This window comes from Planomonospora alba, assembly GCF_039534085.1.
Lineage (GTDB): Bacteria > Actinomycetota > Actinomycetes > Streptosporangiales > Streptosporangiaceae > Planomonospora_B > Planomonospora_B alba.
Window position 1 is genome coordinate 98,539 of sequence record NZ_BAAAUT010000007.1, and the last position, 15,261, is coordinate 113,799.

General features: G+C 74.6%; 16 protein-coding genes. 8 read left to right on the top strand and 8 right to left on the bottom strand.

What is annotated here, in order from left to right:
* Positions 1-166 precede the first annotated feature (166 nt).
* The 3 genes from ABD823_RS06015 to ABD823_RS06025 are packed head-to-tail and all read left to right on the top strand — an operon-like array spanning position 167 to position 2,304.
* Positions 167-931 carry a hypothetical protein gene (locus ABD823_RS06015; protein WP_344856737.1) on the top strand — a complete coding sequence of 255 codons (765 nt, stop codon included), beginning with the start codon at positions 167-169 and terminating at the stop codon, positions 929-931.
* Positions 928-2,004, top strand: coding sequence for a glycosyltransferase (locus ABD823_RS06020; RefSeq protein WP_344856739.1), 1,077 nt, complete (start codon positions 928-930; stop codon positions 2,002-2,004). Before ABD823_RS06015 ends, ABD823_RS06020 begins: the two co-directional genes overlap by 4 nt.
* Positions 2,005-2,022: 18 nt before the next feature.
* Complete coding sequence (locus ABD823_RS06025; protein ID WP_344856741.1) at positions 2,023-2,304, top strand: metal-sensitive transcriptional regulator; 282 nt, start codon at positions 2,023-2,025, stop codon at positions 2,302-2,304.
* Positions 2,305-2,439: 135 nt separating this feature from the next.
* Here the strand turns inward: ABD823_RS06025 and ABD823_RS06030 are convergent, their stop codons facing one another.
* The 3 genes from ABD823_RS06030 to ABD823_RS06040 all read right to left on the bottom strand — a co-directional run bounded on the left by ABD823_RS06030 (position 2,440) and on the right by ABD823_RS06040 (position 4,839).
* Positions 2,440-2,601 carry a hypothetical protein gene (locus ABD823_RS06030; RefSeq protein WP_344856742.1) on the bottom strand — a complete coding sequence of 54 codons (162 nt, stop codon included), beginning with the start codon at positions 2,599-2,601 and terminating at the stop codon, positions 2,440-2,442.
* 232 nt (positions 2,602-2,833) lie between these two features.
* Positions 2,834-4,198 (bottom strand): hypothetical protein, encoded by a 1,365-nt coding sequence (locus tag ABD823_RS06035; RefSeq protein WP_344856744.1) that lies wholly within the window; start codon positions 4,196-4,198, stop codon positions 2,834-2,836.
* An 89-nt stretch (positions 4,199-4,287) separates the two neighbouring features.
* Positions 4,288-4,839 carry a gamma carbonic anhydrase family protein gene (locus ABD823_RS06040; protein WP_344856746.1) on the bottom strand — a complete coding sequence of 184 codons (552 nt, stop codon included), beginning with the start codon at positions 4,837-4,839 and terminating at the stop codon, positions 4,288-4,290.
* 138 nt (positions 4,840-4,977) lie between these two features.
* Between ABD823_RS06040 and ABD823_RS06045 the strand changes: the two genes are divergently transcribed.
* Complete coding sequence (locus ABD823_RS06045; protein ID WP_344856748.1) at positions 4,978-6,297, top strand: DivIVA domain-containing protein; 1,320 nt, start codon at positions 4,978-4,980, stop codon at positions 6,295-6,297.
* Between the two features lie 135 nt (positions 6,298-6,432).
* On the opposite strand, the gene ABD823_RS06050 is transcribed toward ABD823_RS06045, so the two are convergent.
* The 3 genes from ABD823_RS06050 to ABD823_RS06060 form a co-directional block, all read right to left on the bottom strand.
* Positions 6,433-6,654 (bottom strand): hypothetical protein, encoded by a 222-nt coding sequence (locus tag ABD823_RS06050; protein ID WP_344856749.1) that lies wholly within the window; start codon positions 6,652-6,654, stop codon positions 6,433-6,435.
* A gap of 124 nt (positions 6,655-6,778) precedes the next feature.
* Positions 6,779-7,531 carry a GntR family transcriptional regulator gene (locus ABD823_RS06055; protein ID WP_344856751.1) on the bottom strand — a complete coding sequence of 251 codons (753 nt, stop codon included), beginning with the start codon at positions 7,529-7,531 and terminating at the stop codon, positions 6,779-6,781.
* 327 nt (positions 7,532-7,858) lie between these two features.
* Positions 7,859-8,563: a dienelactone hydrolase family protein gene (locus tag ABD823_RS06060; RefSeq protein WP_344856753.1), complete on the bottom strand. Its 705-nt coding sequence runs from the start codon at positions 8,561-8,563 to the stop codon at positions 7,859-7,861.
* A 172-nt stretch (positions 8,564-8,735) separates the two neighbouring features.
* On the opposite strand from ABD823_RS06060, the gene ABD823_RS06065 reads away from it, so the two are divergent.
* On the top strand, positions 8,736-10,184 hold the full coding sequence (locus ABD823_RS06065; RefSeq protein ID WP_344856755.1) for an MFS transporter: 1,449 nt from the start codon (positions 8,736-8,738) through the stop codon (positions 10,182-10,184).
* A gap of 146 nt (positions 10,185-10,330) precedes the next feature.
* Positions 10,331-11,566, top strand: a complete 1,236-nt coding sequence (gene kynU, locus ABD823_RS06070) for a kynureninase (RefSeq protein ID WP_344856757.1) — start codon at positions 10,331-10,333, stop codon at positions 11,564-11,566.
* Between the two features lie 50 nt (positions 11,567-11,616).
* Here the strand turns inward: kynU and ABD823_RS06075 are convergent, their stop codons facing one another.
* Positions 11,617-12,678 (bottom strand): DUF418 domain-containing protein, encoded by a 1,062-nt coding sequence (locus tag ABD823_RS06075; protein WP_344856758.1) that lies wholly within the window; start codon positions 12,676-12,678, stop codon positions 11,617-11,619.
* A 109-nt stretch (positions 12,679-12,787) separates the two neighbouring features.
* Between ABD823_RS06075 and ABD823_RS06080 the strand changes: the two genes are divergently transcribed.
* Both ABD823_RS06080 and ABD823_RS06085 read left to right on the top strand, forming a co-directional pair.
* On the top strand, positions 12,788-13,960 hold the full coding sequence (locus tag ABD823_RS06080; protein WP_344856760.1) for a sensor histidine kinase: 1,173 nt from the start codon (positions 12,788-12,790) through the stop codon (positions 13,958-13,960).
* A gap of 28 nt (positions 13,961-13,988) precedes the next feature.
* Positions 13,989-14,648: a response regulator gene (locus tag ABD823_RS06085; protein ID WP_344856762.1), complete on the top strand. Its 660-nt coding sequence runs from the start codon at positions 13,989-13,991 to the stop codon at positions 14,646-14,648.
* Between the two features lie 89 nt (positions 14,649-14,737).
* On the opposite strand, the gene ABD823_RS06090 is transcribed toward ABD823_RS06085, so the two are convergent.
* Positions 14,738-15,112, bottom strand: coding sequence for an MmcQ/YjbR family DNA-binding protein (locus tag ABD823_RS06090; protein WP_344856764.1), 375 nt, complete (start codon positions 15,110-15,112; stop codon positions 14,738-14,740).
* Positions 15,113-15,261: the final 149 nt, after the last annotated feature.

The window sequence follows — 15,261 nt, forward strand, 5'->3', positions numbered from 1 at the left end:
TCCACGGGCCGCGCCTGACTTTTGTCAGGCAAATGCGAAAAGGACGGCCGCCCCTAAACCTCTCTTTCACATAACGGGAAAATCACGGTAACCTCAACGTCGCGTAGCTCATTCGAGGGGGAGGGGGCCGGCGGTGCGTGCCGTCGTCACGGATGCCGAAGTCACCTTGGCCGACGTTCTCTCCCTCCGGCTGGCGATCGACGACCCCCTCACCGAGGACACCGAGCTGGTGCTGCGGCAGCGGAGCGGCGAGGCCGAGTGCCGGGTGCCGCTGGGCGCCCCGGGCGCCCGGGCGCGCGACGCGACGCTCGCGGTCTCCCTCGCCCCGCTCGCGCTCGGCCCCGGCCGCTGGGACGCCTACCTCGCGCGGGACGGCGCGCGCACCCGGCTGAGGAGCGTCGACCCCGGCTTCTCCCTCGACCACCTCGACGCCTACGCGCTCGGCCGCCGCACCCGGGCCTACCGGGCCTACCGGACGCAGGGCGGCTATCTCGCCCTGAAGGTCGACGAGGTACGGCCGGCCGCCGAGGTCCGCGCGGTCTGGTTCAGGGAAGGCCGCTTCGAGGTCACCGGGCTGCTGGCCTTCACCGGCCTGGAGGACGACGAGTCCCGCCACGAGGCCCGCCTGGCGCTGCGCCGCAGCGACGACCCGGACGCCGGGCTGTCCGTCGCCGCGACGGTCCAGGGGGTGCGCTTCCACGCGGCCCTGTCGCTGTGCGACGTGGTCGACGCCGCGCCCGCCCGGCCCGGCCTGTGGGAGCCGGAGCTGGAGGTGGAGGGCCTGTCCGGCCCGCTCCGCCTGGCCGCGCGCCTGGACGACGTGGACGGCAAGCGCCGCCGCCTGCACTACCCGGCCGCCCGGATCGACGGGGTCCCGATCAAACCCTGCTACACGCCGGACGACGAGCTCAGGATCGAGGTGGGCGCGTGAGGATCTGCCTGCTCGTCCCCTCGGTGGACGGCATGCGGGGGGACGTCCGCTCGGTCGTCAACCTCGCGGGCGAGCTGGCAGAGCGCCACGACGTGGAGATCGTCAGTGTCCGGCGGCACCGGGACAGGCCCTTCTTCCCGATCCGCGCCAAGGTGCGGCTCTCCTGGCTGGTCGACGCCCGGCCCGGGGTGCGCCACCTGCTCCCGGCAGGGGAGATGCGCGCCGAGGTCGCCCTCTGGCGGCGGCTGCGCGGCCTGCGGGCGGACGTGCTGATCACCACCCGGCCGGGGCTGAGCGTGCAGGCGGCCCGGCACGCCCCACGGGAGACCGTGCGGATCGCCCGGGAGTGGGACCGCCCGCCGGTGCCGGGCCCGATCAGGAGGTTCTATCCGCGCCTGGACGCGGTCGTCGCGGCCACCGAGAGCGGCCGCGCGGAGTGGGAGCGCCTGCTGGAAGGGGAGGTCGGGGTCCGGCTCATCCGGGACGCGCTGCCCGCCGGGCCCTGGCCGCGCTCGCGGATGGACAACCGCATCGTCGCCGCCGGCGGCCGCTGGGTGCCGGTGAAGGCCTACGACCGGCTGATCCGCGCCTTCGCCGTCGTCGCGGGCAAGCGCCCCGACTGGCGCCTGCGGCTGTACGGCTCGGGTCCCGAGGAGAAGCGGTTGCGGGCCCTGGTCGCCGACCTGCACCTGCACAACCACGTCTACTTCATGGGGACCACGCCCGACCTGGGCGGGGAGTTCGCCAAGGCGTCGATCGTGGCGGTGACGTCGCGGGCCGAGGCGCTCGGCATGACCGTGATCGAGGCGATGGCCAGCGGGGTGCCGGTGGTCGGCTTCGGCGGCGCTCGGGGGCCGGGCGAGTTCGTGGTGGACGGCCGGAGCGGCGTCCTGGTCCCCGAGGGCGGTGACGAGGTCGGGGCGTACGCCGCCGCGCTGCTCGGCCTCATCGACGACGAGCGCCGGCGCCGGGAGCTGGCGGCGGGCGCGCTGGAGGCCGCGGCGGGCTACGGGGCGCCCGCGGTGGCCGAGCGGTGGGAGAAACTGATCGCGGAGACCTCCGGGCGCCTCTGACGCGGGTACCGTTGGGTCATGCATGGGTACAGCGGAGACAAGCAGGCCTATCTCACCCGGTTGCGGCGGATCGAGGGACAGATCAGGGGCCTGCAGCGGATGGTGGAGGAGGACGCCTACTGCATCGACGTGCTGACCCAGGTGTCGGCCGCGACCCGGGCGTTGCAGGCGGTGGCGCTGGGCCTGCTGGAGGACCACATCGGCCACTGCGTCGCGGAGGCCATCGGCACCGGCGGTCCCGAGGCCGAGGCGAAGGTCAAGGAGGCCTCGGCGGCGATCGCCCGGCTGGTGCGCTCCTGACCGGTCCTGTGCGTCTCCCCGCTCCGGACTAGTCCCCCGTGTCCCCCGGGACTGGTCCCGGGCGTCCTTGCGGACCATGTCCCGGACCCCCTCCGGGGGAGTCCGGGACGGGTCTCGCGGTTCTATCCCGTGGCTTCAGCAGGTCGCCGAAGCGCTCAATCCGAGCGCGTTGTCGAGCTCGGCCAAGGTGAGGGGCCGTTCGCTGCCAGCGACGGCGGTAAGCACCTCGGCGTAGAGCGCGATCTCGTCCAACGCGACACGGTCGTGGACCCTGAGGTCCAGGTCGTCGTGCCCCACCGCGTCGTCCTTCCTTCCGCAGCCCACACCCACTTCGAGGGTACGGCGGGCGGTCTTGCGTGCCCATGGCCCATCGGGGCCATTCCCTCCGGCGCCGCCCCGTACCCTGAAGGGTCATTTCCCGATTGCGAGATCACGATTCAGCTAATTGTGCGGCAGCCGGGGGAGGAGAAGGGTATAGGCGAAGTAAGGATGAAATATCCGGATTAGTGGTTTGAATCCGGCGGGGTGCTCAAAAGCCGGGCCAGGTGGACGTCCCGGAGGTGTGCGGCAGCGGGTCGTCCCGCTCGTGCGCCAGCCGGTGCACCACCGCCGCGGCCGTGGCGAACCCCCGCTCCGGCGCCTCGGTCTCCGACAGCCGGCACCAGGCGAGCCCGGTGGCGTAGGAGGCGCCCAGCAGCGCCGCGGCCGAGTCCCGGTCCGGCGGGTGGAGCGCGGAGGGCAGCGCGGCGGCCTCGGGGAAGTGCGGCACGCCGCCCGGCCGGGGCCAGCAGCGCCGCAGCGGGTGCGCCGGATCGGCGAGCACGGCGTGCAGCAGGTGGCGCAGCTCCGGGTCCAGCCACGGGTACACGCGCTCGGCCGCCCGGGGCGCGTGGGCCGCCAGGTCGGCGGCGAGCAGGGAGACCGCCACCGCCCGGGGGTCGGCCCCCTTGGCGGCGACGAAGTCCAGCGTCCGGACCAGGTCGTAGAAGACGTGCTGGAAGTGGTCGCCGGGGGCGTCCTCGGCCAGCACCACGTGGGAGGGGCGGCGCGTCAGCCACGCCCGCCGGAGGGCCTCGTCGCCCCGGTGGGCGGCGGAGGCGTCCTCCCCGGTCCGGTGCAGGATCGGCTCGACCATCGCCAGCAGCGCGCGGGCCCGGGGGCGGAAGCGGGGGTCGGACAGCACGGCCTCGGCTGTCTCGGCCACCAGCGCGACCAGCCGGCGCCCGGCCTCGGGGTGGCCGGCCCGCACGCGCTCGCCGTACAGCGCGGCCAGGTCGTCGAGGGAGGCGGACGGCAGCCAGCGGACCCACTCGTCGCCCGGGAGCGGGCGGGCCAGGAACTCGCCGAACATCGACAGCAGCACCTCGTTGCCGTCGAAGGCGGGCGCGTAGGCGCACCACACGAGGGTGCCCCAGATCGCGGCGACCGTACCGGCGACCTCGGCGGCGAACAGGCCCGCGAACGCGCCGTGCACGGGGAAGTCCTCCGGACGCCTGCCCCGCTGGGAGGCGAGCAGCCCGCGGACCCGCTCGGTGATCCGGGGCGGCACGTCCGGGCCGACGAACGCCTGGACCGAGCCGCGGTCGGCGGTCACGTCGGGACCGGCCGGGACGAGGTGGAGCGGGACCACCGAGGTGGCCTGCACGACGTGCGCCGAGGCCCGCAGCCCCGGGTCGGCGGGCGGAGGGGACAGGTGCCAGCGGCCGTCGGCCGGGTCCTGCCGGTACCACCGCCCGTGCGCCCCGAACAGCCACCGGCCGCCGTCCGGGGTGACCAGCGTGCGCAGCGCGACGGCTTGGGCGCGGGCGAGCAGCGGGAGCGACGGCCAGCGGGGATCGGCGACCATGGTGCGCACGTCGCCCTCGATGGCGTCGAAACCGTCCCAGTGCCGCACGGCGTCATGGTACCGGCGGCCCCGAACGGGCCCCGGGACCTGACGGTCCCCGGAGCCGGGTGGGTCGGGCCCGGGCCTCCGGGACGGTCTCAGGAACCGGGTACGGCGGGCAGCGGGACCGCGGCGCGGTGGCGCGCGGCCTTGGCCATGTAGTTGTCCGGGGTGCGGGCGAAGGAGGCGCGGTCGTCGTCGGTGAGCTCGCGGACGATCCTCCCCGGCACGCCCGCCACCAGCACCCCCGACGGGATCCGCTTGCCGGGGCCGATCAGGGCCCCCGCGGCGACCAGCGTGCCCGCCCCGATGCGCGCCCCGCCGAGCACGATCGCGCCGATCCCGATGAGCGCCCCCGTCTCGACGTGCGCGCCGTGCACCGTGGCCCTGTGGCCGAGGCTGACCCGGGGCTCCAGCACGGCGGGCTCGCCGGGGTCGGCGTGCAGGCAGCACAGGTCCTGGACGTTGCACTCCTCGCCGACCTCGATCGCCTCGTCGTCGCCGCGCAGGACCGAGCCGTACCAGACGTTCGCCGCGCGGCCGAGCCGCACCCGGCCGACGACCACCGCGCCGGGCGCGACGTAGGCGTCGGGGTGGATGTCCGGGGCGGCGCCGCCGTCCAGGGCGGCGATGTGCGGCGTGAGGTTCATGGAGACGATGTTACGGGCCGTGAGTGTGTCCGATATTTCCGCAAGCATGTCTCCGTTCCGGTTGCGGTTACGGGTGGTTGACAGCAGAGTCGTCTCTGACGTCTCCTTTTCCGCCACGCGACCTCCACGGACAATGCCATGACGAACCAGCACGAGAGTTTTCCCGACCTGATGCATGAGGACTCGTTCGAGGTCGTCATGCGGGGCTACAGCCGCCGCCAGGTGCACGACTACATGATCCGCACCCGCAACCAGATCCGCGACCTGGAGGAGCGGGTCGCGCGGGCGATCGACCAGGCGGAGCAGAGCAGGCTGGAGCTCGCCGAGGCCCGGCGCAGGCTCTCCGAGGCCCCCCAGGACTACGACGAGCTCGGCCAGCGCCTCAGCCAGATCCTGAAGCTCGCCGAGGAGGAGGCCGCGGCCAAGCGGGAGGTCGCCGAGGCCGAGGCGGCCCGGCTGCGGGACGAGGCGGCCGCCGAGGCCGAGCGGCTGGTCACCTCCGCCCACGAGCGGGCCGAGGGCATCCTCACCGCCGCGCAGCAGGAGGCCGAGCGCCGGGTCACGGAGGCCACCGCCACCGCCGAGCAGCGGCTCACCCAGGCCGGCGGTGAGGCGGAGGAACTGCTGGGAACGGCCCGGGCCGAGGCCGAGGAGACGCTCGGCCGGGCGCGGGCGGAGGCGGAGTCCACCCTGAACCGCGCACGGAGCGAGGCCGAGCGGACGATCAGCGCGGCGCGGAGCGAGGCCGAGGAGACGCTCGGCCGGGCGCGGGCGGAGGCGGAGTCCACCCTGACGCGGGCGCGGGCCGAGGCGGAGTCGGCGGTGTCGTCGGCCAACGCCGAGGCCCATGCCACGCTGAGCGCCGCCCAGCAGCGCGCCGCGATCCTGGACGAGAGCACCGGCCGCCGCGTCGCCTACCTCACCGACACCCACCGCGAGGTCATGCGCCGCCTCAACGAGATGGGCGCGGTCCTCGGCGACCTGATCCACCGGGAGAACACCGCCGGTCCGCTGATCGATGAGGCCGCGGTCCTGCCTCCGGCCGCCTCCGGCGCCGCCGCGTCCTCCGCCCCGCCGGCCGCGACCTCCGAACCCGCCGAGCCCGCCGCCACCTTCGAGTCCGCCGAGTCCTCCGGGTCCTCCGGGTCCGCCGTCCCGGCGTCCGCCGCCGGGGTCCCCGTCTCCTCCGCCGTGGTCGCCTGGCCCGTCGGCGGGGAGCCCGTGCCGCCCGCCGGCTCCGAGGCGCAGCGGTCCGGCCCGCACGCCGTCCCCGAGGTCGACGTCGAGGCGGTCCGCGTGATCGTCGAGGACGAGACCGAGGAGCCGCGCCCGGCGCAGGAGGGCGAGGAGCCGCGCCCGGTGACGCGCCAGGGGCGCCACGCCGTCGCCTCCGACGACACCGATCCGGGGTCCGGGCCGGCCCGGGAGGGGGACGGCGAGTTCGCCGTCCGCACGTAGGCGCCCGGAGACCGGGCCGGGTCCGCCGGGCGGGGCGAGCGGAAGCCCTCGCCCCCGATAGGGTCGAGGGCTTCCGCGACCGGGGCCCGGCGCCGGCTCCGCGGGAGACCCGCGGAGCACGCCGCCGGGCGGTTCTCAGGAGGAGGCGGTCCCGCCGGCCCGCTCCTCCTGGTCACGTAACTGCTCGCGCAGTTCCTCCGGCCCGTCCGCGTCGACGGTCATCGCGCAGCCGGCCGCCCGCTGGGCAGAGCTCAGCGGGTGGTGGCGGGTGGCCCACCACCGGCCCGCGTCGCTCCGCCAGATCGTCCAGGCGGGAAACTCCCGGGCCATCTCTGCCAGATGCCGGTCGAAAGACATCCACGCACCCTTCCCCGAGCCCAGGACCGCTGTGACGTTCCATCTCCGACGGTGCGGCACCTCTCTAGAGAAATCAATGATCGCGGGGGTCAGGTCAACCTACCGGTTGACAGATCGGCTTGATCTATGCGTCGAAGTCGTACTGGAGTACGTATGAGGCGGCGTCCAGGACCATCTCGTTGACCTCGACGGGCACGCCCTCCTCGGTGAAGGCGGTCCGCATGATCGCGATGACCGGGGTGCCCGCGGGCAGGTCGAGCTGGACGGTCTCGTGCGGGTGCGGCATCCGGGCCCGCACCTCCTCGGTGAAGTGGGCCGGCGCGCTGCCGAGCTCGCCCAGGCGGGCGTAGACGCCGCCGGGGCCGGTGTCCTCGGCGACGACCGGGGTGCCCTCCACCAGGGCGGCGGGGAAGTAGGAGACCGACAGCTGCACCGGCCGCCCGTCCACCGAGTAGCGCCGCCGCCGCACCCAGACGTCGGACCCGCCCAGCACCCGCGCGACGTCCTCCTCGGCGGTCTCCCTGTCCACGTGGACCTCGTCCACGGTGTACGGCCGGCCTTCGGTGTCGGCGTCCCAGATGGCCTGCCCCCGGCCCCAGCGCCCGTGGGAGAGCCGCCGGGAGCCGTGCCGCCGGATGGGCCGGAACTGCCGGACGTAGACCCCCGAGCCTCGCCTGGGCACGGCCAGTCCTTCGTTGATGAGCACCGAGAGGGCCTGCCTGGCGGTCGCACGGGCGATGCCGTACTGCGCCATGAGGGCGTTCTCGCCCGGAAGCCGGTCCCCGTCCCGGAGCTCGCCGGACAGGATCGCTTCGCGGAGCCCGTCGGCGATGCGCCGATAGATCGGGGTCTCGGGGGGTACCGGGGACTGCTGCACGTTTGATCACCCTCTGTCACCAACCGGGTTTGGCGTCTCCAGAGAACTTGCCCCGCCTTGTCCACGATCGCACAGATACAGAGGTTGGTCCCGTGATTCTTTTGGGTGGATCGTGCCCGTGTGGTGATCCCCGGGGGTTTTCTTTGTCCGTTACGGTGGAACGGTCCTGACCGCTATCCGCGCGCCCGGCTCCTCCCGGTCCCGCCGGACGCGGCCGTCGGGGAAGGGCGCCGACCGGCCCGCCACCGGCGGGTGGCGAGCGCCGCCGGGACCGGGCTCAGGACCGCGCGGGACCGGGCTCGCGGGACGGCGGGGACGGCCGGACCGTCAGGTGGCGGGGAGGTGGCGGGCGAGGAAGGCCGTCGCGTGGGCCCAGACGGCCCGGGCGGCCTCCGGGTGGTGGAACTGCGGCGCCTCGTGGTTGTGGAAGGCGTGCCCGGCCTCCTCCGCGACGTACATCTCGACGTTCGGCCGCACCGAGGCGGCCCCCTCGACCTTGGCGACCTGGTCTCGGGGGATGTAGGGGTCGTTGCCGCCGAAGACGAGCAGCGCCGGGCAGGAGATCTTCTCCATCAGCCCGACGGCGTCCGGCACGCCGGAGCCGTAGAACGAGAGCAGCGCGTCCATCTCCACCGAGGCGGCCAGGACGTAGGCGATCGAACCGCCCAGGCAGAACCCGAGCGCGCCGCCGCGCCCGGTGGACTCCGGCAGCCCCCGCAGGTGCGCCAGCGCCATGGCCGCGTCGGAGACCGCATGCGTGAAGTCCAGGCGGGAGGCGACCTCCATGGAGGCCATGGTCCCGGCCTCGGTGTGGTCGGACTCCCAGTGCGGCGCGATCCGCCAGAACAGGTCCGGCGCCCCGACGACGTAGCCCAGCGCCGCCAGGTCCTCCGCGACCTTCCTGATGTACGGCCCGACGCCGAAGATCTCCTGGACCAGCAGGACGACCGGGCCGCGACCGCTCGCGGGGAGCCATAGGTGCAGGTCGAACGAGCCGTCGGCGACGGTGACCGTCTCGGTCCGAGCTTCCACGGAGCCCTCCTGGATCTTCGCTCTCCTGGACGGCCAGGGTAGAGCATGTGCAACGGCCGTCTCCGGGATCACTTCCCCACCACAGGGTGATACGCGCGGCGTGCGGGTAAATGTGAGGATTCAGAGTCGCGTTCGAGCCGCGTTCCACCGCTGACTTCCCCGAGGTGCCCACATGGCCGAGCTCACCTACCGGCGGCGCATGGGCGTGCTGGCGATCTGCTGCATGAGCCTGCTGATCGTGAGTCTCGACACCACCATCCTCAACGTCGCCCTGCCCGCCATCCGGCGCGAGCTCGACGCCTCGGTCTCCGGCCTGCAGTGGACGGTCGACGCCTACATCCTGGTGCTGGCCTCGCTGCTGATGCTCTCCGGCTCGACCGCCGACCGGATCGGGCGCCGCCGGGTCTTCCAGACCGGCCTGGTGGTGTTCACCGCGGGCTCGGTGCTGTGCAGCCTCGCGCCGAGCCTCGGCTGGCTGGTGGCCTTCCGCGTGGTGCAGGCGGTCGGCGGGTCGATGCTCAACCCGGTGGCCATGTCGATCATCACCAACACCTTCACCGACTCCGGGGAGCGGGCCCGCGCGATCGGCTTCTGGGGCGGTGTGGTCGGCATCAGCATGGCCGCCGGGCCACTGGTCGGCGGCCTGCTCGTGGACACGGTCGGCTGGCGCGCCGTCTTCCTGATCAATCTCCCGGTGGGCCTGGCGGCCCTGGTCCTCACCGCGCTGTTCGTCCCAGAGTCCCGGGCCGCCCGGGCCCGGCGGCTCGACCCCGTCGGGCAGCTCCTGGTCATCCTGCTGCTCGGGCCCCTCACGTTCGGCATCATCGAGGCCCCTGTCCTCGGCTGGACCTCCCCGGTGATCACCGGCTGCCTCGCGGTCGCCTGCTGCGCGCTGGCCGGGCTCGTGCTCTACGAGCGGCGCCGGGACGATCCCCTGATCGACCTGAGGTTCTTCCGCAGCGCGCCGTTCAGCGGGGCCTCGGCGATCGCGGTGTGCGGGTTCGCCGCGCTCGGCGGCTTCCTGTTCCTCAACACCCTCTACCTGCAGGAGGTGCGGGGCATGACCGCCCTGCACGCCGGGCTGTACCTGCTGCCGATGGCGCTGATGATGCTGCTGTTCGCCCCGCTCTCCGGCCGGTTGGTCGCCTCCCGGGGAGCGCGGCCGCCGCTGCTGGCGGCGGGCGCGGCGATGACGTCGGCGGGGGCGCTGCCCGCGGTGGCGGGGACCGGCGCCCACGACGCGCTGCTGCTGACCTCCTTCGTGCTGTTCGGGATCGGCATGGGCCTGCTCAACGCGCCCGTCACCAACACGGCGGTCTCCGGGATGCCGGTCTCCCAGGCCGGGGTGGCGGCCGGGGTCACCTCCACCAGCCGCCAGGTCGGGCAGGTGCTGGGCGTCGCCGTCATCGGCTCGGTGATCGCCGCCGGGGTGGGCGGGGCCGTCACCGCGGGCCCCGGCTTCGCCGGTGCCGCGCACGCGTCGTGGTGGATCATCACCGGCTGCGGGGTCGCCGTGCTCGCCCTCGGCGCCGCCACCACGGGCACCTGGGCCCGCGGTACGGCGGAGCACGCCGGCGCGCTCATCCTGGCGGAGGAGGCCAGGGCACGCAGCGCCGTCTGAGGGCTCGCTCCCGCGCCGGACCGGGTGGTCGGTCCCCGGGTCGGGTGGAAATTCCTTCTGAAACAGTGCATACAACCTGGTAGCGGACGCATGCCCCCGTACTGGATTATTGACGGGTTGGTAAGGATCCAACCTGGAGATGAGTCATGACCATCAGCCGCGCCGACTGCGCCGCCCTCGACGCCGAGGACCCTCTGAAGGACCTGCGGGACGAGTTCACCCTCCCGGAGGGGACGGTCTACCTGGTCGGCAACTCGCTCGGCGCGCCACCGAAGAGCGCCTCGGCGGCCCTGCTGCGGGTCGTGGAGCAGGAGTGGGGCGGCCGCCTGGTCGGCGCCTGGAACGCCGACGGCTGGTTCGACCTGCCGGTCTCCACCGGCGACCGGATCGCCCCCCTGATCGGCGCGGGCCCCGGTCAGGTGGTGGTGGGCGACACCACCTCGATCGCGATCGTCAAGGCCGTCTCCGCCGCGCTGGGCCTGCGCCCCGGCCGCCGGGTGGTCGTCTCCGACCTGGAGAACTTCCCGACCGACCGCTACATGGTCCAGGGGCTCACCGAGGCGCTGGGCGGCTACGAGATCCGCGACGTGCGCGGCGCCGACGGCCTCGACGAGGCGCTCGCGCCGGGGGACGTGGCCTGCGTGCTGCTGTCCGAGGTCGACTACCGCACCGGCGACCGCCACGACACCGCCGAGGTGACCGCCCGGGTCCAGGCGGCCGGCGCGCTGATGATCTGGGACCTGTGCCACAGCGTCGGGGCCTACCAGGTGGACATGTCGCCGGCCGACTTCGCGGTCGGCTGCACCTACAAGTATCTCAACGGCGGCCCCGGCGCCCCGGCCTTCGTCTACGTCCACCCCCGCCACCAGGCCGAGGCCCGGCACCTGCTGACCGGCTGGCACGGCCACGCCGCGCCGTTCGCGTTCGAGCCCGGCTACCGCCCGGCCGAGGGGGTGCGGCGTTTCGCGGTGAGCACCCCGCACGTGCTCTCCTTCGCCGCGCTGAACGCCTCGCTGGACGTCTGGGAGCGAGTGGACATGGCCCGGGTGCGGGCCAAGAGCGTGGCGCTCACCTCCCTCTTCATCGACCTGGTCGAGCAGGCGTGCGCGCCGTACGGGCTCACCCTGGTCACCTCCCGCGACCCGGAGCGGCGGGGCAGCCAGGTGAGCTTCAGCCACCCGGACGGCTACCCGGTCATGCGCGCCCTGATCGACCGGGGCGTGCACGGGGACTTCCGCGCCCCCGACGTGCTCCGCTTCGGCTTCGCCCCGCTCTACCTGCGCCACGTGGACGTCTACGACGCGGCGGCCACGCTGACCGAGGTGCTGGCGAAGGAGCTCTGGCGCGACGAGCGCTACCAGCGGCGGCTCACCGTCACCTGACCCCGTCCCGCCCGGCCCGCCCTCACGGGCCGGGGACGCGGATCCGGCGGTCAGGGGACGCGGCGCAGGGGCGGGCGCCGGGCCCAGGTGGCCCAGCGCCAGAGCCATTCCAGCGGGCCCTGGTGGTGGCGGCGCAGCCAGAGCGTGGACGCCAGCCACTGGGGGATGAGGACGGCTCCGGCGATCAGGAGCACCGTGGCCGGCGACCAGCCGTCCGGCGACCCGCCGACGACGCGGGCGGCCACCAGGACGAGGACGGTGGCGGACAGGTAGTTGGTCAGCGCCATCCGGCCCAGCGGCACGAAGACCTTCCGCAGCACGGGCTGGAGCGGGGTCCTGAGCAGGAGCAGCAGGGCGCACACGTAGACGCCCGCGGTCAGCAGTCCGGCGAGGGCGAACCAGCGGCCGAAGGCCGCCTCGCCGATCGGCGTCCCGAACTGCAGCCACAGGGCGGGCACCGCCCCTGCCGCGAAGAGCAGGCCCAGCACGGCCGGGACGCGGGCGGAGCGCTCCATGCGGTCGATCACGCCGTACCGGGCCAGCGCCGAGCCCAGCAGGAACAGCCCGGGCACCAGCGGCACGCCGTTGCCGCCGAGGAGCAGCGGCGCCGCGATGAGGGCGGCCGCGAGCCCCGCGACGACCGGGCGCGGCAGCCAGGTCGAGGGCAGCAGCACCAGCAGGCCGACGACGGCGTAGACGGTCAGGACGTCGCCCCGCCACAGCAGGAACATGTGGGCCAGGCCCAGGGCGAGCAGGACCAGGAGCCGGCGCAGCAGCGGCACCCGCGGGCGCGGCACGCGGCGTCCCGCGGAGTCCAGCAGCAGCGAGAAACCGACGCCGAACAGCAGGGAGAAGATCGGAAAGAAGCGCTGGTCGACGAGGAGCGCCGGCCAGACCGGGCCGGCGCCGTCCTGCCCGACCGCCACCGCCTGGGCGACCGGTGCGGTTCCGCCCATGTGGGCGATCGGCTTGACGTTGGCGAGCAGGATCCCGCAGAGGGCGAACCCGCGCAGCACGTCGAGCGCGGCGATGCGCGGCCGGCCGGAGAAGGCCGCCGAGGGCCGCCCCGGTCCCGCGGCCTCCGGTGCCGGGGGGAGCGTTTCGTGTGACATGGGCCTGAGCCTGCGGCCTCCGGCCCGCTCCCGGATCGGTGGAAAGCAGGGAGCGGACAGTACTTTCGGCCGGTACAGGCCGACGGGGCCCTCTCCTAGCCTGGATGGCGTGCGGGTTTCCGATCGGGCCGAGGTCGCGGCCGGCGCCGGGCTCGGCGCCGTGTTCGCGGCGGCCGTGACCTACCAGGCGTACCGGATCGCCGGCAGTTGGGGCGCCGGCCACTGGCCGTTCGGCGCGGCGGTCGCGGCCGCGGTGTGCGCGCTCGCCCTGGCGCGCCGCCGCGATCCGCTGCGAACCGCCGTCGCGGGCCTGACCATGGCCGCGCTCGCCGTCCCCGCCGCCCGCCTCCTCCACCTGCCCGCCGAACCCGGCCCCGCCGCCTCCCTGGGGCTGGCGGTGCTCACCGGTTCCGCGGTCAGGACGCTGCCCGCCCGCCGGGCCTGCGCCGTGGCCGCGGCGGGGGCGGCAGTGGTGGTGGGCGGTCTCCTCGCCGCCCCCGCCTCGGCCGTGCCGGTGCTGAGTGGTCTGCTCTGGTCCGCCGGGCTGATGCTCGGGCTCGGCCTCCGGCTGGCAGCCGCCCGCCGTCGCGCCGCCGCCGAGCGGATACGGCGTGCCGAGCGGCTGGAACTGGCCAGGGAGCTGCACGACGTCGTCGCCCACCACATCGCCGACATCGTGCTGCAGGCCCAGGCCGCCCGGCTCGTCACCGCCAGGCACCCGGAGCGGGCGGACGGGTCCCTCGCCGGCATCGAGGCCGCGGGCGCGGAGGCGCTGGCCGCCACCCGCCGCGTGGTCGGCCTCCTGCGCGAGGCCGCCCCCGCGTCCGGGGGGCACGAGCGGCTCGGCGAGCTGATCGAGGGCTTCGAGAGCCGCGGCCGCCGGGCGCACCTGCGGCTGGACGCCGAACCGGCCGGCTGGCCGCCCCAGGTGAGCGCCACCGTGTACCGGATCGTGAGGGAGGCGCTGACCAACGTCTCCCGGCACGCCCCGCACGCCCGCGCGGTCACCATCGGAATCACCCAGCACGACGACGCCGTCACGGTCGAGGTCGCAGACGACGCCCCGAGGATGCCCGCCCGCCGCCCCCGCCGCGCCGGGTACGGCCTCATCGGCATGCGCGAGCGCCTCGAGGCGCTCGGCGGCTCCCTGGCCGCCGGTCCCCGCCCCGGCTCCGGCTGGTCCGTCCGCGCCACCATCCCCCACCGGGGAGGATCGGCGGCCGTCGGCGACCGGCGGGGAGCGCCGCCGGTGCCGTCCGCGCCGGCCGGGGAGCACCGGTGACGCCGCGCGTGCCCGGCCGCAGGCGCCGATGACCATCCGGGTGCTCCTGGCCGACGACCAGGCGGCGGTCCGGGCCAGCCTGCGGATCATCCTCGAGGATCAGCCCGACATCACCGTGGTCGCTGAGGCGGGCGACGGCGTCGAGGCGATCGAGCGGGCCCGCAGGACGCGTCCGGACGTGTGCCTGGTGGACGTCCAGATGCCCCGCCTCGACGGGATCGGGGTCGCCCGCGCGCTGGCCGTGGCCCCGTCCCGGGTGGTCATGGTCACCACGTTCGACCTGGACGAGTACGTCCACGGGGCGCTGCGCTGCGGCGCGGCCGGGTTCGTGCTGAAGGACGCGGGCCCGCGCCTGCTGGTCGAGGCCGTGCGGGCCGCGTACGCGGGGGACGCGCTCATCTCGCCGTCGATCACACTGCGGCTGCTACGCCACCTCGCCGGTCGCGGAGCCGGGGCCCGGTCCCGGTCCGGGGGCCGGGCCCCGGCGCAGCCGCTGACCGCGCGGGAAACCGAGATCGTCCGGGCGGTCGCCAGAGGGCGGACCAACCAGGAGATCGCCGATGAGCTGTTCATCACGCTGAGCACGGTCAAGGGGCACGTGTCCGGGATCACGGCCAAGCTGGGTGTGCGCAACCGGGTCGGGATCGCGGCGTGGGCGTGGGAGAACCGCATGATGGACGCGGGGTGACGGAGGCCCCGCACCCCGGCACCGCGCCGGCGGCTCCGGTCCGCCGGTCGCGGCGCGGGCGGAACGGTCGGCGCCCCGCGGGCCCGGGGTCAGCCCTCCGGCGCGTCCAGCGCGGCGACGAGCTTCTTGGGCGCCACGGCCCGGTAGCTCTCCTCGATCCAGTCGAGCAGCAGCTCGGTCTCCGGGAGCGCGCCCGTCAGCGGGATCGTCACCCACCCGGCCTTGCCGAGCCCGTAGCCGGAGGGCCGGACGCCGTCGAGGGCCAGCGCGTGGCCGTTCGACTCCGGGAGCTTCACCCCGAGGCTCGGGCTCCACTTCTCGGTCGGCTCCTCGACGCCGAGGAAGACGAAGATCTTCTTGTTGACCTTGACGACCGTCTCGTCCCAGGGATGGTCCTCGTAGGCTCCGGGGAAGCGGAGCGCGAACTCGCGCAGCGTCTCGCGGATCTCACGCCATTTCTCCATGCCGTCCATTGTGAGCGCGGGGTCCGACGTTTTCCCGGCACCGGGCGAACCCCGCCCCGGGAGCGCCGCACGGCCCCGCCGCCCGCCGTCTCCCGCCCGCCGTCTCCCGCCCGCCGTCTCCCGCCCGCCGTCTCCCGCCCGCCGTCTCC